The sequence below is a fragment of the Kitasatospora sp. NPDC057738 genome (genome assembly GCF_042798815.1).
Taxonomy (GTDB): domain Bacteria; phylum Actinomycetota; class Actinomycetes; order Streptomycetales; family Streptomycetaceae; genus Kitasatospora; species Kitasatospora lactacystinica.
This window is the reverse complement of the sequence record NZ_JBHVJT010000002.1, coordinates 52,800-72,337: the sequence shown is the minus strand read 5'-3', so window position 1 is coordinate 72,337 and position 19,538 is coordinate 52,800. Positions and strand designations below refer to the sequence as shown.

The 19,538-nt window shown below is 75.0% G+C and carries 14 protein-coding genes and 3 tRNA genes; 13 read left to right on the top strand and 4 right to left on the bottom strand.

The genetic code is table 11. The features are described from left to right. Positions 1–247: 247 nt before the first annotated feature. Positions 248–403 carry a hypothetical protein gene (locus ACFVGO_RS01510; RefSeq protein ID WP_359897795.1) on the bottom strand — a complete coding sequence of 52 codons (156 nt, stop codon included), beginning with the start codon at positions 401–403 and terminating at the stop codon, positions 248–250. On the opposite strand from ACFVGO_RS01510, the gene ACFVGO_RS01505 reads away from it, so the two are divergent. Continuing rightward, complete coding sequence (locus ACFVGO_RS01505; RefSeq protein WP_380630578.1) at positions 402–731, top strand: hypothetical protein; 330 nt, start codon at positions 402–404, stop codon at positions 729–731. The genes ACFVGO_RS01510 and ACFVGO_RS01505 overlap by 2 nt on opposite strands. A 468-nt stretch (positions 732–1,199) precedes the next feature. Continuing rightward, positions 1,200–1,985 carry a pyridoxal 5'-phosphate synthase gene (locus ACFVGO_RS01500; RefSeq protein WP_380351257.1) on the top strand — a complete coding sequence of 262 codons (786 nt, stop codon included), beginning with the start codon at positions 1,200–1,202 and terminating at the stop codon, positions 1,983–1,985. Between the two features lie 64 nt (positions 1,986–2,049). On the opposite strand, the gene ACFVGO_RS01495 is transcribed toward ACFVGO_RS01500, so the two are convergent. Further along, complete coding sequence (locus ACFVGO_RS01495; RefSeq protein ID WP_380630577.1) at positions 2,050–3,117, bottom strand: DMT family transporter; 1,068 nt, start codon at positions 3,115–3,117, stop codon at positions 2,050–2,052. Positions 3,118–3,269: 152 nt separating this feature from the next. Between ACFVGO_RS01495 and ACFVGO_RS01490 the strand changes: the two genes are divergently transcribed. From ACFVGO_RS01490 to ACFVGO_RS01475, 4 genes are all read left to right on the top strand, one after another. Next, entirely contained in the window at positions 3,270–4,142 is an 873-nt protein-coding gene (locus ACFVGO_RS01490) for a DUF1906 domain-containing protein (RefSeq protein WP_380351261.1), read from the top strand. Positions 4,143–4,186: 44 nt separating this feature from the next. Next, on the top strand, positions 4,187–5,467 hold the full coding sequence (locus ACFVGO_RS01485) for a hypothetical protein (protein WP_380630576.1): 1,281 nt from the start codon (positions 4,187–4,189) through the stop codon (positions 5,465–5,467). Positions 5,468–5,787: 320 nt separating this feature from the next. Next, positions 5,788–5,928: a hypothetical protein gene (locus ACFVGO_RS01480; protein WP_359897803.1), complete on the top strand. Its 141-nt coding sequence runs from the start codon at positions 5,788–5,790 to the stop codon at positions 5,926–5,928. A 128-nt stretch (positions 5,929–6,056) separates the two neighbouring features. Continuing rightward, on the top strand, positions 6,057–7,718 hold the full coding sequence (locus ACFVGO_RS01475; protein ID WP_359897804.1) for a long-chain fatty acid--CoA ligase: 1,662 nt from the start codon (positions 6,057–6,059) through the stop codon (positions 7,716–7,718). A gap of 130 nt (positions 7,719–7,848) precedes the next feature. On the opposite strand, the gene ACFVGO_RS01470 is transcribed toward ACFVGO_RS01475, so the two are convergent. After that, positions 7,849–11,388: a PAS domain-containing protein gene (locus tag ACFVGO_RS01470; protein WP_380630574.1), complete on the bottom strand. Its 3,540-nt coding sequence runs from the start codon at positions 11,386–11,388 to the stop codon at positions 7,849–7,851. A gap of 177 nt (positions 11,389–11,565) precedes the next feature. Here ACFVGO_RS01470 and ACFVGO_RS01465 point away from each other — a divergent pair. The 6 genes from ACFVGO_RS01465 (at position 11,566) to ACFVGO_RS01440 (ending at position 17,984) form a co-directional block, all read left to right on the top strand. After that, positions 11,566–11,659: transfer RNA gene (locus tag ACFVGO_RS01465), tRNA-Ser, on the top strand. A gap of 209 nt (positions 11,660–11,868) precedes the next feature. Continuing rightward, positions 11,869–11,944: transfer RNA gene (locus ACFVGO_RS01460), tRNA-Arg, on the top strand. A gap of 31 nt (positions 11,945–11,975) precedes the next feature. Continuing rightward, positions 11,976–12,051: transfer RNA gene (locus ACFVGO_RS01455), tRNA-Arg, on the top strand. Between the two features lie 361 nt (positions 12,052–12,412). Then, positions 12,413–15,517, top strand: a complete 3,105-nt coding sequence (locus ACFVGO_RS01450; protein ID WP_380630573.1) for an Ig-like domain-containing protein — start codon at positions 12,413–12,415, stop codon at positions 15,515–15,517. Between the two features lie 257 nt (positions 15,518–15,774). Next, positions 15,775–16,986: an SPFH domain-containing protein gene (locus ACFVGO_RS01445; RefSeq protein ID WP_359897808.1), complete on the top strand. Its 1,212-nt coding sequence runs from the start codon at positions 15,775–15,777 to the stop codon at positions 16,984–16,986. Further along, the gene (locus ACFVGO_RS01440; RefSeq protein ID WP_380630571.1) at positions 16,983–17,984 is read left to right on the top strand and encodes a C40 family peptidase; all 1,002 of its coding nucleotides are present in this window, start codon (positions 16,983–16,985) and stop codon (positions 17,982–17,984) included. The genes ACFVGO_RS01445 and ACFVGO_RS01440 overlap by 4 nt, the downstream gene beginning before the upstream one ends. A gap of 105 nt (positions 17,985–18,089) precedes the next feature. Here the strand turns inward: ACFVGO_RS01440 and ACFVGO_RS01435 are convergent, their stop codons facing one another. Beyond that, the gene (locus ACFVGO_RS01435; RefSeq protein WP_380630569.1) at positions 18,090–19,043 is read right to left on the bottom strand and encodes an aldo/keto reductase; all 954 of its coding nucleotides are present in this window, start codon (positions 19,041–19,043) and stop codon (positions 18,090–18,092) included. Positions 19,044–19,197: 154 nt separating this feature from the next. Between ACFVGO_RS01435 and ACFVGO_RS01430 the strand changes: the two genes are divergently transcribed. Beyond that, positions 19,198–19,398, top strand: coding sequence for a hypothetical protein (locus tag ACFVGO_RS01430; protein WP_359913925.1), 201 nt, complete (start codon positions 19,198–19,200; stop codon positions 19,396–19,398). Positions 19,399–19,538 lie beyond the last annotated feature (140 nt).

The window sequence follows — 19,538 nt, the reverse complement described above, 5'->3', positions numbered from 1 at the left end:
GTGACATTCCGATGGTCCGTGAATGGTCGGAAAGTCGACATGGAAGGGTGATCGAACTTTTCGGGGGCGCGTTCACGGGTTCGCATGCGCCGGGGTGGTGCGGCCGGCGGACCGTGTGACGCCGTTTGCGCCGCTCGCCGAGCTGCCCCGATCCTCGGCCGTCCGGGTGAATTCCCAGCTCGGACGGGGTGCATCGACGCAGGGTCCGGTTTCGCGGCCGCCATGCGTCGCTCGGCTGGATATCACGCTAACGGGGGAAAATCGCTGTGGGAGCTAGTGCTTTGTCGATTTGTTGCGGAAGGCTGTGTTCCGGCGTCGCAGCCCGCAGGTGTTCGTCCGGTCGACGAACCTTGCGCACCTTGATCGACCATTGCCCGGTGAACAGCTCCTTGGAGGCATTCATGGCTCGCATCCGTACCCGTCGAACAGTCGGACTACTGTTCGCCGGCCCGCTCGCGGCCGGTCTGCTGCTGGCCGGTGCCGGTGGTGCCGCCGCCGCCGACGGCGCGGGTGCCGAGGGCGGCTCCAACGCCGGAGCGGTCTCCAACACCGGTACCGGCAACGTGTTCGGCGGGGTCGACGGCAACTACGTCTCCACCCAGCAGACCGCCACCGGTTCCGGCGGCTCGAACCAGGACAACACCGTCGCGGTGAAGGACAACGCGGGGAACGTCCAGGCCGGTCAGGGCAACAAGGACGTCAACGTCGTCGTCGCCCCGACCTTCAACTGACCGCCGTGATGCGGCACCGGGCACCACGGAAGGCGGGGGCGCCGGACGTGGGTGGCCGCGGCTGAGCTGAGCAGCCGCGGACGGGCCCGGACCGGGTCGGAACGGTCGGATCGGTTGGAACGGTCGTAACGGAAACCGAGGTACCACCGCAGTACAGCAGAGGGAACAGCGCATTCGACCGGCCGCGGAAAGGGTCACCGCGAAACCGGCCTCGTGGGCGGTGCCGATGGCGGCACCGCCCACGAGTGTGTCCGGTGCCGGTGCCGGTGCCGGTGCCGGTGCCGGCGCGTCCGGCGCCCGTCCCGGAACCGCCCGCCGACCGGCCCGGATCCGTCCACCGAGGGCCCGCGCCCGGAGCCGTGGGTGCACGGCGGTACGGTTGCGCTCCGACAGCGCACCACGTGCCCGGGCCCGAAGGGCCGGCCCGGCCGGGGCGGCGACCGCGGCAATCGGAAGGAAGGGCGCGCGATGGCGGCGGAGGAGGAGGGCCTGACGGGCCCGGGCGAGGCCAGGCCTGCACCGGAGCCCGCGGCCACGCGCCCGGAGCCGTCTGCCGAGCCGGTCCACGAGCACCGGCCCGGGCCCAGGTCCGTCCCCGAGCTGCTGCTCGGCCGTCCGCCGATGGCCCGCCCGCTGCCCTCCTTCGACCATGCGGCCGCCCCCACCGAGCCCGGCCCGCTGTTCGTGGACTGGCTCGCCACCGCGCTGCACGCCGGGGTGCTGGACCCGCAGGCCTTCACCCTCTCGACCGTCGACGCCGACGGCATGCCGGACGCCCGGGTGCTGGTGCTGCGCGACGTCGACGCGGCCGGCACCGGCTGGAACTTCTCCGCGGCCGCCGACAGCCCCAAGGGCCGTCAGCTCGCCGGTCACCCGGCCGCCGCGCTGACCGTCTACTGGCCGCAGCTGGGCCGCCAGGTCCGGGTGCGCGGCACCGTCGAGCGGGCCGCCGACCTGGTCGCCGCCGCCGAGTTCGCCACCCGCTCGCCCGCCGCCCGGGTCGGCGCGCTGGTCGGGCGGCAGAGCGAGCCGCTGGGCTCGGTCGACGAGTACGACGAGGCGGAGGCGGTCGCCCGTCGCCGGCTGGAGACGTACCCGGACGCGGTCGCGGCGGGGCACGCGGTCTACACCCTGTGGGCGCACGAGGTGGAGTTCTGGCAGGGCGACGCCCAGCGCCGGCACATCCGGCTGCGCTACACCCGTACCGGCCCGGTCAGTTCCCCGGAGTGGTCGCGCACCCTGCTCTGGCCGTAGGGCGTCCCCGGGGCGCGCCTCCCCGGAGGAGCACCCGGGGCTGACGTCCTCCGGGGAGGCGCGGCTACCGCCGCCCGGTCAGCGTGGCGCCCACGCTGGCCGCGACCACACAGCCGATCCCGGCCAGCTGCGGCACGCCCAGCAACTGGCCCAGCACCACCAGCCCGACCAGCGCGCTGACCGCCGGCTCCAGGCTGACCAGCACGCTGAACACCCGCTGCGGCATCCGTCGCAGCGCGGTCATCTCCAGCGCGTACGGGATCACCGGCAGCAGCAGCGACACCCCGGCCACCGCGGCGAGCAGCCCCAGTGGCGAGGCGCCGGGCGCGGTCAGCCCGTCCCAGGCCTGGCCGAGCCCGAAGGGTGCCAGCGCCAGCGCGCCGACCGTCATCGACACCGCCAGGCCCTGGAAGCCCTGGAAGGTCGCTCCCACCTTGTCGGTGAACATGATGTACAGGGCGTAGCAGGCGGCCGCCCCGAAGGCGTAGAGCAGGCCGACCGGGTCGAGCGACCCGCCGCCGTCCCCCTCGCCGAGCAGGGTCAGCAGCACCACGCCCGCGGCGGCGAGCAGCGCCCAGAGCAGGTGGCTGGCGCGCCGGGCGAAGACCAGGGCGACCGCGAGCGGGCCGAGGAACTCGATGGTGGCGGCGGTGCCCATCGGCAGCCGGTCGATCGCCCCGGCGAACAGGAAGGTCATTCCGGCCGAGGCCACGCCGAGCAGCGCGGCCGCGACGAGGTCGCGCGGGCGCTTGTCGCGGAGCCGGGGCCGGGTGACGGCGAGCAGGATGACGGCGGCGAAGCCGAGCCGCAGGAAGGTCGTGCCGCTGACGCCGAGCGGGCCGAACAGCGGCTTGGACAGGGCGATGCCGGTCTGCACCAGGAACATCGCGGTCAGACAGAGAAGCGGCGCCGGGATCCTCTCCGGGCGCCGCAGGACCTTGCCGAGCCGGCCGGTGGACCGGCCGGGGTCGATCCCGGGTGGCGCCGCGGGGCCGGAGGCCCCACCTCGTCGCCAGCTTCCCCGCTCGCCGGCAGGCTCGCCCTTGGGGGCGGGCGGCATGGCCAGGGCCTCGGCGACGGCGGCGGCCGACGACGAGGCGGCAGGGGTTTCGCTGGTACGGGAGGTGGGCATATTTGTGAGTTTGCCGTAAGGAGTGATGAACGGGCAAGCTCGTTACAAAAATCGGGACGGATGCGGACGGGTGCGTCCGAAAGGGTGGACTCGCGCGGGCGCTGCGGCGTGGTTGCGGCAAGCCCCCGACGGACCGTCAGTATCAAGGCGGGGTGCGCCTTCTCCGCCCCGCCGCCCTCCTCGCCGCCGCCCTCGTGCTCCTGCTGGCCACCGACGGGACGGGCGTGAACGCCGAAGCCACCGTCCCGGCCGCCGTCGCCGCCCCCCGCATCCGGGCCGTCACGCTGCCCGACCGGTCCGGCCCGCCCCGGGTCCGCGACACCTGGAGCGGCCCCGCCTTCGACGCCTGCACCGCACCGTCGCTCGACACCCTGACGACCTGGCGCGACGCCTCCCCGTACGGGGCGGTCGGCATCTACACCAGCGGCTCCCAGCGCGGCTGCGACCAGCCCCGGCTCACCGCCGAGTGGGTGCGCCAGGCGCGGGCGCTGGGCTGGCGGTTCCTGCCGGTGCACGTCGGACTGCAGGCGCCGTGCGCCGAACCGGGCCGCAAGCCCAAGCGGATCGACCCGGCGAAGGCCGCCGAGCAGGGCCGGGAGGAGGCGGAGGAGGCCGCCCGGGCCCTGCGCGCGCTCGGACTCGCCAAGGGCAGCCCGGTCTACCTGGACATCGAGGCCTACCCGATGCGCGACCCGGCCTGCGGCCAGGCCGTGGTCGACTTCACCCTCGGCTGGACCGCGGCCCTGCACGACGCCGACTACCGCTCCGGCTTCTACTCCAGCCTCGACTCCGGCATCGCGGACCTCGCCGCCGCCGCCCGCGCCGGCAGCTCCCCGATGCCCGACGCACTCTGGTACGCCCGCTGGGACGACCGGGCCGACACCGACGGCTCCGGCGGCCTCGCCCCCGACCTCTGGAGCTTGCACCAGCGCGTCCACCAGTACCACGGGAACGTCGAGGAGACCTTCGGCGGCGCCACCCTCACCGTCGACCGCAACCACGTGGACGGCCCGACCGCCCACTGAGCCCCGCCGGTAGGGTGGCCCCCGATCGAGCACGGGGGAACGGCATGGCGAACGGGCAGGGGTACGGCGGCAGCACCGGCGGGTACGGCGCGCCGCCACCGCAGAACCCGTACGGACAGCCGCCGTACGGACAGCACCACTACGCGCAGAACCCGTACGAGCAGAACCCGTACGAGCAGAACCCGTACGCGCAGCCGGTGCCACCGCCGCAGTCCTACCCGCCCCGGCAGCCGCAGGCCGTCCCGGCGCAACAGGCCCACCCGGTCCACCCGGCCCAGCCCGCCCCCCAACAGCCGTACGCCGCCGACCGGTTCGGCACCCCGCCGGAGCCCGGAGCCGGCCGCCCCGGCGGCTTCCCCGGCCCCGCGCCGCGCCGCAACCGCCTGGCCGTGCTGGTCCAGTTCGTCCTCCAGTGGGTCTACGCGCCGCTCTGGGTCCTCGGCCTGGTGCTGCTCTTCGTCGTCCTGCTCCTCGCGGACTACAGCGGGGGAGGCCCCGACTCCGACGGCTGGCTGAAGGTCAACCGCAGCTTCGTCCCGCCCCGCCGGCTGCGGGCCGAGCTCTCCGGCAGGCCGGAGCACTGGGAGCGCTACGTCGCCCCGATCCTGGCCCGCCGGATCGCCGCCGCCGAGGCGGCGCACGCGGCCGGCGACGGCGAGGTGCGGGCCGACCTCGGCCGGGTGATGCGGGTCGGACTCCCGCTGCGGTTCTACCGCGGTCTCGGCGCGGCCGGCGTGGTCCGGCTCGCGGAGCGGCACGGCTGGCACGGCGTGGCGTCCGGGACGGACACCGGGCACGTCCGCCTCGCCCGCCACTTCCCCGCCCCGGCCGCCCTGAACGCCCCCTCCCCGCAGGACCCGCCCGCCGCCCCCGGCACCCCGTGGGGCCCGCAGCCGGTCCGCTTCGCGCCGCTGCTGCCGTTCGTCCTCCTGCTCCAGGTCCTCTACGTCCCGGTGTACGGCCTGCTCACCTGCTGGGTGAGCCGCCCCGAGCCCGACCACTGGGACCGCTGGGGCGCCCGCTGGACCGTCGGCCCGCGCGCCTTCCGCGCCGAGTTCACCAACAGCCCCGCCGCCTGGGACCGCCACATCCGCCGCATCCTCGAACGCGACGCCACCCGCATCCGCGCCGCCGCCGCCCGCACCCCCGGCACCACGCCCGGCACCACCCCCGCGCACCGCATCCAGCTCAAGCGCGCCACCTACCGCGGCGCCGGCGCCCACCAGGCCCTGCGCATCGCCGCCGAGCAGGGCTGGACCCTCGACCCCGCCTACCTCCCCGACCCCGCCAACTCCCTCCGCCTCACCCGCCCCGACCTCCCCTGACCTCCCCGCCGCCGCACCGAGCCGTTCATCGCCGTCTGTTCGACGATTCGCCGGATCACCGCCCGCGCCCCGGATAGGTTCGTCCGGACGGCGCGGAACCGGAAGAACCGGGGGGATCGGGTGTCGAACAGGATCTGGGAGGTTTTCGGCGGCGGGCCGGTGGCCAAGGCCGGCACGCCGGTACCGGCCCCGTCCCCGGGACCGGCGCCGACAGCGCCCGGCGACGAACGCGGGGGCCGCAGGAGCGTGCTCACGACCGTCGGTGGACAGCCGAAGAAGTGACGGGGCATCGGAAGTCGCATCGACGGAGCGGAGCGCTCGTGGCCCTGGTGCTGACGGCGGCGTTGGCCGGCGGCGGGCAGGTGTGGATCTTCACCGATCGGCATCGCGCCGCGGTCGGGGCCGAGCTGCCGGAGGGGGTGCGGCAGCGGGCGGAGGGCGGAACCGGGACGAATCCGTGATCCGTGCAACGGGGCCGGGATACTGACAGCGGGGGGTGGGGGCGGCACAATCGGGCACGTCGGCGCGCATTACCGCCCGGTAGGTGCCGCAGGCGCAGCCCCCAGTGCCGCCAGGTCGAGGAGGACCCGTGTTCAGCACGATGCAGGACGTACCGCTCACCGTCGCCCGAATCCTGGAGCACGGGTCGACGATCCACGGCCGCTCGACCGTGACCACCTGGGACGGCACGGGGCCGGTCGTCCGGACCTATGCCGAGGTCGGCGCGCGGGCCGCGCAGCTCGCGTGCGCGCTGCGCGACGAGCTGGGGGTGACCGCGGACGACCGGGTGGCCACCTTGATGTGGAACAACACCGAGCACCTGGAGGCGTACCTCGCCGTCCCCGCGATGGGGTCCGTGCTGCACACGCTGAACCTGCGGCTGCCCTCCCAACAGCTGTCGTTCATCGTCAACCACGCCGCCGACCGCGTGATCATCGTCAACGGCTCCGTCCTGCCGCTGCTCGCCGCCGTCCTCCCGGACCTCGCGCCGACCCTCAGGCACATCGTGGTGAGCGGCCCCGGCGACCGCTCGGTGCTGGCCGGCTTCGCGGGCGCGGTGCACGACTACGAGGAGCTGATCGCCGGCCGGCCCACCGAGTACCCGTGGCAGCACGACATCGACGAGCGGCGGGCCGCCGTGCTCTGCTACACCTCCGGCACCACCGGGGACCCGAAGGGCGTGCTCTACAGCCACCGCTCGGTCTACCTGCACTGCCTCCAGGTGAACACCGGCGACAACTTCGCCTTCACCCCGCGCGACACCGCGCTGCCGGTGGTGCCGATGTTCCACGTCCAGGCCTGGGGCATCCCGCACGCGGCCTTCATGTCCGGCGCCAACCTGCTCATGCCGGATCGTTTCCTCCAGCCCAAGCCGATGGCCGAGATGATCGCCGCCGTCCGCCCGACCGTCAGCGCCGCCGTCCCCACCATCTGGGCCGGCCTGCTGGACGAACTCGACGCGGGCGACTACGACACCTCCAGCCTGCGCATGGTGGTCATCGGCGGCAGCGCCTGTCCGCCGTCGCTGATGAAGGCCTACGAGGAGCGCCACGGCATCCGGGTGCTGCACGCCTGGGGCATGACCGAGACCTCCCCGCTCGGCTCCTTCGCCCAGCCGCCGGGCGGCCTCACCCCCGAGCAGGAGTGGCCGTACCGGGTCACCCAGGGCGTCTTCCCGGCCTCCGTCGAGGCCCGGCTGATCGGCCCGGGCGGCGAGCGGATGCCGCATGACGGCGTCTCGGCGGGCGAGTTGGAGGTGCGCGGCCCGTGGATCGCCGGGGCGTACTACGGCGGCGCCGGCCAGGACCCGGTCCGCCCGGACGACAAGTTCTCCGAGGACGGCTGGCTGCGCACCGGCGACGTCGGCACGATCACCGCGGACGGCTACCTGACCCTCACCGACCGGGCCAAGGACGTCATCAAGTCCGGCGGCGAGTGGATCTCCTCGGTCGAGCTGGAGAACGCCCTGATGGCCCACCCCGACGTGGCCGAGGCCGCCGTGGTCGCCGTCCCGGACGAGAAGTGGGGCGAGCGCCCGCTGGCGACCGTGGTGCTGCGCCCGGGCGCGGCCGTCGGCCTGAAGGAGCTGCGGGCCTTCCTGGGCGAGCGGATCGCCTCCTGGCAGCTGCCGGAGCGCTGGGCGATCGTGGAGTCGGTGCCGAAGACCTCGGTCGGCAAGTTCGACAAGAAGGTGATCCGGGCCGGCTACGCGGCGCAGGAGCTGGACGTCACGGTGCTCGGCAAGGAGTGACCGGCCGAAAGGGCCGGCCGCCCCCGTACGGAACGGGGGCGGCCGGCCCTTTCACGTGCCGGAGTGCCGGAGAGCCCGAGAGCCCGAGGGCCGCAGAGCCGGCCCACGACGGAGCCGGCCCGCGGCGGAGTCAGCCCGCGGCGGCGACGCCCGCCTCGCCCATCGCACCGATCCGCCCGAGCAGGTCGACGATCCGGGACTGGACGTCCTCGCTGGTCGAGCGCTCGGCGAGGAAGAGCACGGTCTCGCCGGTCCGCAGCCGGGGCAGTTCGCGCGGGTCGAGGTCCACGGAGGTGTAGACCACCAGCGGGGTGCGGTGCAGCCGGTCGTTGGCGCGCAGCCAGTCCAGCAGGCCGACCCGGCGGCGGCGGATCTGCAGCAGGTCCATCACCACCAGGTTGGGCTGCACACTGCTGGCCCGGGCCACCGCGTCGTTCTCGTCCACCGCGTGCTCGACGTGCATGCCGCGCCGCTCCAGGCTGCTGATCATGGCGGCGGCGATGTCCGGGTCGCCCTCGACCAGCAGCACCCGCGGGGCGTGGTGCTCGCCGTCGCGCGGTGCGAGGGCGCGCAGCAGGACGGCCGGGTCGGCCCCGTACGCCGCGTCCCGGGTGGCCTGGCCGAGGCCGGCGGTGACCAGCACCGGGACCCGGCGGTTGAGCGCCGCGGTGCGCAGCGACTGGAGCGCGGTGCGGGTGATCGGGCCGGTCAGCGGGTCGACGAAGAGGGCGGCGGGGAAGCCGGGGACCTGGGCGTCCACCTCCTCGCGGGAGCGGACGATCACCGGCAGGTAGCCGCGTGCCTGGAGGGCCTGCTTGGTGGCCGGGTCGGGCTCGGGCCAGACCAGCAGCCGGCGGGTGTTGGCCAGTTCGCCGGTCGGGGCGGACGGCTGCTCGTCGGCGGGCCGCTCGTCGGCGGGCGGGAGCTCGGCCATCGGGCGCGGCGCGGTCCGGTGGGCCTCGGCCGGTACGGGCGGCTGCGGCGCGGTGGCGGGCACCGGCGCGGGGCCGAGCTGGCGCGGCGGGGCGAGCTCGCCCAGGCCGGTGCCGACCGGGCGGGGGCCGGACGGCTCCTCGGCGGCGGGCAGGGCGGCGCGGGCGGGCGCCAGCGCGGTGCCGGGGGAGGGCAGCGCCTGGCCGACCTGGCCGACGTGCTCGACCTGGCCGACCGGACCGGCCTGAGCGGAGGCGTTCACCAGGGCGTCCGGGTCCGGTCCCGGCGGGACGGCCAGCCGGCGGCGGCGTCCGGTCGGCGCGGCGGCGCCCGGTTCGGGCAGCGCGGGCGCGGGACCGGCCGGCAGGGCGTGCTCCAGGCCGGGGTAGACCGGGGCGTCGGCCGCTCCGGGCAGGGCGAAGCCGCCGGAGGACTCCTCGGTCGAGGGCAGCGCGCGGCGGCGCCGGTGCTTGGTCTCGCCCGGGGCCTGCTCCTGGGCGGCCTCGGTGGTCGGGGCGGTCGGGGTGCCGGCCGGCGGGGTGCCGTCCGGGGCGGTGGGCGCGGGGGCCGGGCCGAGCGCGAGCGGCTCGCGCCCGCCGGGGCGGTTCGGCGGCGCCCGGTGGCCCTCGACGGGCACGGCGTAGGCGGGGCCGGAGCGGCCGTCGTCCTTGCCCCACGGGTCGCTCTGGGCTCCGTCCGGTCCGGGCAGACCCTGGCGGCCGTACGCGGGGTCGTTGCCGGTGCCGTTCCACTGCTCGGGGACGGCCCGCTCGACCCGGGCGGGGGCGTTCGGCCACTGGTCGGCCGGAATGTCGGGGGCATCGGGGGTGCCGGAGGTGCCGGGAGTGCCGGGGGTGTCGGACTCCGGGGCCTCGGCGGCCGGTCGGCCTCGGCGGCCGCGCCGTTCGGCGGGGGGCTCCTCGGCGGGTGCCCGCTCCGCGGCGGGGGCTTCGGGGGCCTCGGCGCCGGGCTGTTCGGCGGTCGCCGCGGGTTCGGTGCTCTCACCGCTGCTGGGCAGCTGCGGGATGCCCGGAAGCTCGGGCAGGACGGCGCTGTCGCTCTCCTTGGGCCGGTCGGAGCGGCCTTCGGCGGCGGCGCGCTCGGCGGCGGCCTTCGCGGCGACCGGGTCCAGCGGCAGCTCGACGACGTACGTGGTGCCGGCCTTGCCGGGCAGCTCGTGCGGCTGGAGCACGCCGCCGTGGCGCTCGACCACCGCGCGGGCTATCGGCAGGTGGACGGGGCTGCCGCCGACGCCGGGGCCGCGGATCTCGACCCGGGCGACCTCGCCGCGCTGGGCGGCGGCCAGCACGACGGTCGGCAGGTCGGGTGCGGGCGGCAGTGCGGGAGTGGCGGCGCCGTTCAGCCCGGGCACGGCCAGGCCGGGGGAGGGGGCGTCGGGGGGGTCCAGGGCCAGTCCGATGCCGCTGACGTCGGCGACCAGGTGGGCCAGTGCCTGGGCGAGCCGCCGCTCGTCGGCGATCACCTCGACCGCGGCGGCGTGCACCGAGAACCGCACCCGGCCGGGGCCGACCAGCTCGCCGGCCACGTCGACGGCCCGGCGGACCACCTTGTCCAGGCCGACCGGCACCCGGGGCGCGGGCGTCCGCCCGTCCTTGGCGTCCTTGCCGGCCTTGGGCTCCTTGCCGTCCTTGCTGTCCTTGCCGTCCTTGGCCTCGCTGCCGGCGCTCTCGCCGGCCTCGCAGCGCTGGTGGTCGAGCACCCCGTCGATCAGCTTCCCGAACCGGCGGCACTCGGCGGCCAGCCGGCGCAGCGTCCAGTTGGCCTCCGGCCAGAGCTGGCCGGCCGGGTCGGCGGCGAGCGCGTCGAGCCGCTGGTTCAGCGCGTTCAGCGCGCCGCCCAGCTCGCTCTCCAGGACGGCGGTGAGGTGCTCGTTGCGGGCGACCAGGGCGAGTTCGCGGCTGCGGTCGGTGAAGGTCATCACCGCGCCGACCAGCTGGTCGCCGTCCCGGACCGGGGCGGTGGTGAGGTCGACGGTGACCGGCCGGCCGTCCTTGCGCCACAGCACGGTGCCGCGCACCCGGTGCTTGCGGCCGGAGGTCAGGGTGTCCAGCAGCGCCGACTCCTCCAGCGCCAGCGGGGTTCCGTCGGCCCGGGAGTGCTGGATCAGCGGGTGCAGTTCGCGCCCGCCCAGCTCGCTCGCCCGGTACTCCAGGATGTGCGCGGCGGCCGGGTTGACCAGCACGCAGCGGCCTTCGAGGTCCACGCCGAGCACGCCCTCGGCGGCGGCGCGCAGGATCATCTCGGTCTGCTTGTGCTGGCGGCGCAGCTCGGCCTCGACGCCGAGCCGGCCGGACAGGTCGCGGACCAGCAGCAGGAGCAGGTCGGAGGAGGAGGGCGAGTTCTCGCGGTACGAGTCGTACGGGGAGCGCGCGTAGCCGCGGCCGTCGCCGTCGTCGGCGAAGTCGTTGCCGGAGACCTCGACCGGGAAGGTGGTGCCGTCGGTGCGGTGGGCGGTCATCCGGACCGGGCGGTCGAGGGCCTCGTCGTCGCGGGTGGCCGGGCGCATCGAGCCGGGGATGCGGCTGGGGTCGAACTCGGGCAGCAGACCCAGCACGCCCATGCCGACCAGTGAGGTGCCCGGCGCCTGCAACGCCTGGACCGCCGCGCTGTTGGCGTCCACGACGGTGCCGTTGCTGTTCACCAGCAGCAACGCGTCGGGCAGGGCGTCGAGTATGGCGGCGAGGCGAGCAGCGCCTCGGATCGGCCTGCTGCTCACGTCGACAGGTCTCCTCGGCTCGGGGCAGCTCCTCCGGAGACGGCAGTATCTCATTCTTCTTTGCGGCGGGGTCGACCCGCCTAGTAACGTTGGCGGTGGTTGGTGCCGAGCCCCACGGTTGTGGCATCATCACTGACACACGGAACGGGTCCGCTCGCGCGGATGCGATCCATGTGGGGAGGCTTCGCCTAGTCCGGTCTATGGCGCCGCACTGCTAATGCGGTTTCGGGGTTATTCCTGATCGAGGGTTCAAATCCCTCAGCCTCCGCCAGTCGGGAGCCCCCGTCGACGATCTCGTCGACGGGGGCTCTTCGCGTTCCCGGACACAGCGCGGGTGCGGGTGCGGGTGCGACCCGGAGCGGGGCCCCGAGCGGGGCCGGAGGGGGTCGGCGGGGGCCCGGATCAACCGATTTCGTCCTACGCCGCAGGTCATGTAATGTTGTCCCCGCAACGCCCCGGAGACAACGTTCACCAGGGCGAGCGCTCATAGCTCAACGGATAGAGCACTTGACTACGGATCAAGAGGTTGCAGGTTCGAATCCTGCTGAGCGCACCAACCTTCGCAAGATCGGGTTCGCCCGTTCCTTGCGCTCATAGCTCAACGGATAGAGCACTTGACTACGGATCAAGAGGTTGCAGGTTCGAATCCTGCTGAGCGCACCATCGAGAAGCCCCCGGCCACCGGCCGGGGGCTTCTCCCGTTCCCCGGCGCGCCGGGCCACTGATTCGAACAGAGCCTTTCGGTGGATGGTTCCGTCCCGGGGACCGGTGTCCCCCGGATGGGTCCGGAGTTCCCGTTCTTGCGGCCGTTCGAGTGGTGCCGATTGCCGCCTAATGGATGAAATGCAGCTGTTTCGGGTACATCCCGTCCTGCCGCCCGAATGACCGCCGATCGGGTGGGACACGGCCAAAAGCACAGGTGTCGCCGTATGCCCGGCCCAGGGCCGTGATTCCTTTTCGTCGGATCTTGTGCAGCCTGCCCGCCTGCCCGCCAGCCCGGCAGCCCACCGCGAAGGAGAGCCGGATGAGCCGACAGTTTTCCCTTACGGCTGCCGCCCTGGCCGTCCTCGCGACCGGGCTGCTGACCACGTGGAACGCCCCGCTCTCGGTGGCCCGCCAGTCCCCCGACACCTGGTCCGCCGAGCACCGGGCGGTGCTGCCCTCCGGACTTTCGGTCCGGTTCGATCTCGACGCCGCCCCGGGCACCGGCGTCACCGCCGCACCGGGCGAACTGGCGGACCGCTCCGCCGCCGGTCTCCCCGCCGCCCGCTATGCCGACGGAATGCGGCCGGGAGATCCCGCGCAGACCTTCGACCTCGCCCCCGACCGTCCGCAGGCGGACGGCTCCTGGCGCACCGTGGGAACGCTCCGGTTGGATTTCTCCCGCCCGGTCCGCAATCCCCGGCTGCACCTCAGCGGCCTGGCCGCGCTCGCCACCGGGAATTCCGGCAGCGCCAGCACGGCAACCCGGCTGACCGTGACCGGAGGCTCGCCGGCCGCCCCCGCCCTGGTCGACCGCACGGACTGGCCCGGCTGGACGGTCGAGGGCAACGTCCTCGCCCCCGCGAGCCCGGACGGGGCGTCCGACGGCGAACCCGGTTCGGCGGCCGAGGGCTCGCTGGAACTGGCCGGCACGGTCCGCACCGCGGTGTTCCGGGTCGAGCAGCGCTCCGTCGCCCGGGCCGGCAGCACCACCGCCCCGCCCGTCCTGCACCAGGCCTACACCGTCACCGTCGACGAGGGCCTCGGCACCGCCCCGCAGGACTACGGCAACGCCTCGCACGTGGTCACCGACCTCTTCCTGGGCGCCGACGCGGCCGGTCCGGCGCGCACCGCCGGCAGCCGGTCCGCCAAGGACCCGGGCAGCGGGCCGCTGGTCCGGCCCGACCACGGGGCGGCCCCGCGCAGCCCGTTCGACGGCCCCCGGGCCGGTCTCCAGCCCGGCCGTGGCGAGTACCAGGGCGCCGACCCGGCGATCGCCTTCCCCGCCGATGCCGCGATCGGCCACTACTACCGGCTCACCGTCCCGGTCGCGGTCGGCGACCAGCCCGCGACCCTGGCCGGCTGGATCGACTTCGACCGCACCGGCCGGTTCGACCCCGCGGAGCGGGTGCAGACCGAGGTCCCGCCGGGCGCCGACACCGCCACCCTGGAGTGGACCGTCCCGGCCGGTGCGGCCTCCGGCGGGACCTGGGCCCGGCTGCGGATCGGCCGCGACGGCGGCCAGCTCGTCTCCTCCGGTGGGTTCGCCGACTCCGGACAGGTCACCGACCAGCGGATCGAGCTGACCGTCGGCGCCGCCCGGCCGGAGATCGCCGAGCCGGTCGACGGGGCCGTGCTCGCCGACGCCCGCCCGCGGATCAGCGGCGGGGGCGCGGTGTCCGGTGCCACGGTGGAGGTCGTCGAGGGCGACACCGCGCTCTGCAAGGCCAAGGTCCTGCGCGGCGGCGACTGGTCCTGCCGCCCCGACACCGGGCTGGCACCCGGTCCGCACGCCCTCACCCCGGTGGAGACCACCACCGGCGGTGTGGTGCTGCGCGGCGAGCCGGTCGGGGTCAGCGTGAAGAGCGTGCCGCCGGGCGCCCCCGCGCTCACCGTCCCCGCCTACACCAACGACCCGGGGCTCCGGCTCACCGGCACCGGCGAGGCGGGCAGCACCGTCTCGGTCGTCGAACGGGGCTCGGGCGACGACCTGTGCATCACGGGGGTGCCGTCGGACGGCCGGTGGTCCTGCCTGCCGGTCGAGAACCTGACGGACGGGAAGCACCTGCTCACCCCGGTCGCGGTCGACGCGGCGGGGAACCGGACGGCCGGGCCGCCGGTGGAGCTGGTCGTCGACACCGGCCTGCCGCAGCGGCCGGTGCTCACCTCCCCGGCCCCGGGGGAGACCGTGCGGGTCAGCCGGCCGAAGCTGGCCGGCCGGGCGGAGCCGGGAGGGAACGTGCTGGTCACGGTGCGGCCCGGGGCGTCCTCGGAGGCGGAACGGCGGACGGTGCTCTGCGGGGCCACGGCGGCGTTCGACGGGAGCTGGAGCTGCACGGCCAACCGGGACCTGACGGACGGGGACCAGTGGCTGCTCGTCACGGCGACCGACCGGGCGGGCAACGAGGTCGCGGCGGAGCCGGTGCCGGTACGGGTCGCCGCTGCGGGCGCGGTGCCCGGTCCGGCGGCGTCGAGCCCGGCGGCGTCGGGTCCGGTGGCGTCGAGCCCCGCGGCGTCGGGTTCGGTGTCGCCGAGTCCGACGGCACAGGGTTCGACGGCACAGGGTTCGACGGCAGTCGGTCCGACGGCTTCGGCTCCGGCCGCGGAGGTGTCGAGCCCGGTGGCCGGGAGCCCGACCAGGTCGGCCTCGGCCTCGGCCCGGCCCAGTCCGACGACGGCAGCGACGACGGTGACGGCGTCCGGTCCGGCGGCGAGTCCTGCGGCACCCGGGTCGCCGTCGCCGGGCCCGGTGGCGTCCGGTGCGTCGGCGGTGCCGTCGAACCTCGCCGGGTCGGGCCCGAGCGCTCAGGGTTCGGCGGTGGCCTCGCCGAGCCCGTCGGTCGCGGCGGTGCCTTCGGAGGTGCCCGCGGCGCTGCCGATCGTGGTTCCGTCGGCGGGAGCCCGGCCGGTGACGGCGGGTCCGGTGGTGGCGTCGTCGGTGGCACCGAAGTCGCGTCCGGACGCTTCGGCCCCGGCGTCGGCCACCGTGGCCACCGCGTCCGTCGCGTCCACCGGGCTCGTCGCCCCGATCCCCTCGACCGCCGCGACCGTCTCCCCGGCTCCGGCTCCGGCTCCGGCCCCGGCCGACGGTGTCGGCGCCTTGCCGGCCGCTGTCGCCGCGGTGCAGTCCGCGCCCTCGCCGGCCGGGACCGCCGGAGCGGCCGCCGGAACCGCCGGAGCTGCCGACTCGGCCGGGGCCGTCGCCGAACCCGCCGAACCCGCCGAACCCGCCGAACCCGCCGAGTCCATCCGATCTGCGGCCCGGCCGTTGGCGGCTCCTCCGGCGGAGCCGTCGCAGGGCGCGTCCGGACGGCCCGGGGAGGCCGGCCGGCGCGGTTGGCTCGCCGGAGTCCTGCTGGTGCTCACCGGTCTGGGGCTGATCACCCGTCGGGTGTTCGCCCGCAGGGCCGGTGCTCCTCGGCGCTGATCGGCGCCGAACTGTCCCGACCATCCGCTCATGTGCCTGCGCGTCAGGTCGGCTTTGGATGATTCGTCAGTAAATGTCGACACACCTCGGTTCAAATGTCGCATTTGATGACGTATGAACTTAGCCTGACCCTGGCACTGCCCGTCAGATCCGGGCCGCCCGTTGCGCGACACACCGACCCAGAGGATCCGTGCATGGACGTCACCCGCGATTCTTCGCAGCGACCCGACAATCTGCCCAAGGTGCTTCCGCCGGCAGTGCCGGAACGTTCCGCCTTCGGCTCCAGCCCGCTGGCCAGAACCACGGCCATCAGGACCGTCACGTCGGACGGCCCGGCCGACAGCGGGCCGGCGACCACCCCGCTGGCCGTCGTCCCGAGCCCCGCGCACGCCGGCCCGGCGGACCGGCGCGACCCGCTGGAGACGGCCGCCCCCGAGACCGTCGAGCTGCTGGACGCCACGGCGGCCGGAACCCAGACCACCACCACCTCCCGGCGCCCGCCGCGCGCCGACCAGGCGCTGCGCGAGCACCGCGCCGCCGCGCTGCCCGGCTGGATCGCCCTGCTGGCCGTGCTGATCGGCGTGGCCGGTGTGCTGTTCGTGCTGCTGCGCACCGGCGTCATCCCGTACTGGGACGCGCTGCCCGACCTGCGCGGCACCGCCGCACGGGAGAGCGGCCGGGTGGAGGTGGACGCGCAGTGGATCGCCGCGGCGGCCGCGGCCGGCCTGCTGGTGGTGCTCGCGCTCGCCGGACTGCTGGCCAACGCGGGCGGCGAGACCCGGGTGCTGACCCGCTGGGGCCGCTACCGGGGCACTGTCCGCCGGGCCGGCCTGGTCTGGGTCAACCCGCTGCTGCGCCGTCGTCGGGTGGACGTGCGGCTGCGGCACTGGCGCAGCGAGCCGGTCAAGGTGGTGGACCGCACCGGCACGCCGATCGTGGTCCGGCTGCTGATCGTCTGGCGGGTCAAGGACACCGCGCGGGCGCTGCTGGCGATCGAGGACCACGAGAGCTACCTGCGCGAGCAGGTCCAGGCGGTGCTCACCCGCACCGCGTCCACCCTGCCCTGCGACAGCAACGCGGCCCCCGGTCCCGCGCTGCGCGACGGGCAGTGGTTCGCCGACGAGATGACCAGGGCGCTGGCGGCCGAGGCCGCCCCGGCCGGCCTGGAGGTCTACTCGGTGCAGCCGCTGGCCCTGGAGTACGCGCCCGAGGTGGCCGAGTCGATGCGCCGGCGCCGGCTGGCCGACCTGGACGCGGGCCTGCGCACGGTGCTGGTGGACGACGCGGTGGAGGCGGCGGCGCTCGCCGTCCGCCGTCTGGAGCGGGCGACCGCGCACGAACTGGACGAGGCCGCCCGCAGCGCGCTGATGGAACAGCTGCTGGTCGCCTTCGTCGCCCCGGCCGGAGTGGCCGCCTCGGTACCGTCCCCGGCCGCCCGCGCCGGGCGGAAGGAAGGACGACCCGCATGAGGATAGCCACCGGCGCGTACGCCGAACCCGCCGTCACCATCGGCTCAGGCGGCCCCGACGGTGATCCCGGTCTGATCGGCTTCGAGGAGCGACTCGGCAGCATCCCCGCGATCGCGGGCTGCGGCTGCCCGAACTGCGTCGTCCGGCCGCGCACCGCCCGCTCCGCGGCGGCGGCCGGCGGCAGCCGAATACACCGGGCCGTGCGGAGCACCTGTCTGGCCACCACCGTGCTGGCGGGCGCCGGCGTCGTCGGCCTGACGGCCGGCGCCGGATCCGCGCACGCCGCGGCCGGGAAGCAGGGCTGGGACGGGTCCAAGTACTGGTTCAAGAACGGCTCCGGCGAGTGGCGTTGGACCAGCCACTACGACGTCTACGCGGGCCGCACCGGGCAGTCCGCCGGCTCGGCCGGCGCCACCGCCCAGGCCGCCTCCAACGGTTCGGCCTCCTCCGCCGGGATGCGCCAGGGCTGGGACGGGTCGAAGTACTGGTTCAAGAACGGCTCCGGCGAGTGGCGTTGGACCAGCCACTACGACGTCTACACGAGCCGCACCGGGCAGTCCGGCGGCTCGGCCCAGGCCCCCGCGCAGCCCGCGGCCCCCGCGAGCCGTCCGTCGGCCAAGTCCTCGCCGGCCCCCGGAAGCATGGAGGCGGCCATCGACTACGCGCTCGCCCAACTGGGCAAGCCGTACGTCTGGGGCGGCAACGGCCCGTCCGGCTACGACTGTTCGGGGCTGGTCCAGCAGGCCTACCGGCGCGCGGGGATCAGCCTGCCGCGGGTGGCCGACGACCAGTACGCGGCGACCACGCCGATCAGCGCCGGGCAACTGCGCCGCGGCGACCTGGTGTTCTGGTCCGACAGCGGCCGGGCCTCGGGGATCCACCACGTGGGGATCTACCTGGGCGGCGGCACCTTCGTGGAGGCGCCCCGGCCGGGGACGACCGTCCGGATCTCGACCCTCAGCCCGGGCTACTACCCGACCCACTTCGGCCGGCCGTAGCCGCGGAACCCGAACGCGGTCCGGGCCCCGACAGCGGCGCGCTGTCGGGGCCCGGACCGCGTCCAGGGCGGCTGCGGGGCGGAGCAGCCGTGGCGCCGGGCGGGCTCAGGCGGAGGCGGCGTCCAGCAGGGCGGTCTGCTCCGGGGTGAGCTCCAGGGTGGCGCCGGCCAGCAGCGGCGGGAGCTGCTCGACGGTGCGGGCGCTGGCGATCGGGGCGGCGACCGTCGGACGGGCGGCGAGCCAGGCCAGGGCGACGGAGGCGAGCTCCACCTCCAGCTCCGCGGCGACGGAGTCCAGCGCCTCCAGCACCTTGGGGCCGCGCGGCTCGGCCAGGTAGCGGGCGGCGCCCTCGGCGCGGGCGCTCTCCACGCCGTCGACCCCGGGACGGTACTTGCCGGTCAGGAAACCGGAGGCCAGCGCGTAGTACGGGACGGTGACCAGACCGTGCTCGGCGACCACGTCGGCCAGCGGGCCCTCGAAGGTGCCGCGCGAGACCAGGTTGTAGTGCGGCTGGACGGCGACGTACTTCGCCAGGCCCTCGCGCTCGGCGAAGGCCAGCGACTCGGTGAGCCGCTCGGCGGAGATGTTGGAGGCGGCGACCGCCCGGACCTTGCCCTCGCGGACCAGCTCGTCCAGCGCGGTGACGAACTCCTCGACCGGGGTGTCGTCGTCCCGGTGGGTGTAGTAGAGGTCGATCCGCTCGACCCCCAGGCGGCGCAGCGAGTCCTCGGCCGCGGCCTTGACGTTGGCGGCGCCCAGGCCGCTGCGCTCGGCGTGCATGCCGACCTTGGTGGCGATCACGATGTCCTCGCGGTTGCCGCGGCTGCGCAGCCAGTTGCCGAGGACGGTCTCGGACTCGCCGCCGGTGTTGCCCGGGGCCCAGGCGGAGTAGACGTCGGCGGTGTCGACGAAGTTGCCGCCGGCTGCCGCGTAGGCGTCCAGGACGGCGAAGGACTGCTGTTCGTCGGCCGTCCATCCGAAGACGTTGCCGCCGAGGGAGAGCGGGAAGACGGACAGGTCGGAGGTGCCGAGGCGGACCCGGCTGTGGTTTCCGGTCATGGGAGAAGTCAACCGGATTGCGCGGCTGGGCATTCCGTGAACCGCGCGGTCTTCACGGAGCCGTCGTACCGCTGTCGCACGTGGGGGTGGTGTGTTCCGCGCGACGGGGGTCCGGGGTGTGCCCGAGGTGGGCGGATTCGTTAGAGTCCGTGCCATGGCTGACAACGACTACGACCCCGCCGGCAGCACCCAGATGTTCCGGGCGTTCGTCGACGAGAGCCCGGCGCCCCAGGCCCCGGGCAACGTTTCCACCTACGGCAGCAGCAAGAGCGGCAGCCGCACCGGCGTGATCGCGCTGATCGCCGTCGTCGTGCTGGTCGCCCTGGGCGGCGTGATCTGGCTGGCGGTCAAGTGACCCTCGCGCGGGTGACCCCCTTTCCGGTCCCCCCCTCGACAGGAACCAAGCTCCTCAACAAGGATTTCTCCCGGCATCCCATTCTAACTTTTTTTTTACCGAGCCGAACCCCAACGACCTTGCCTTTCCACAGAAACAGT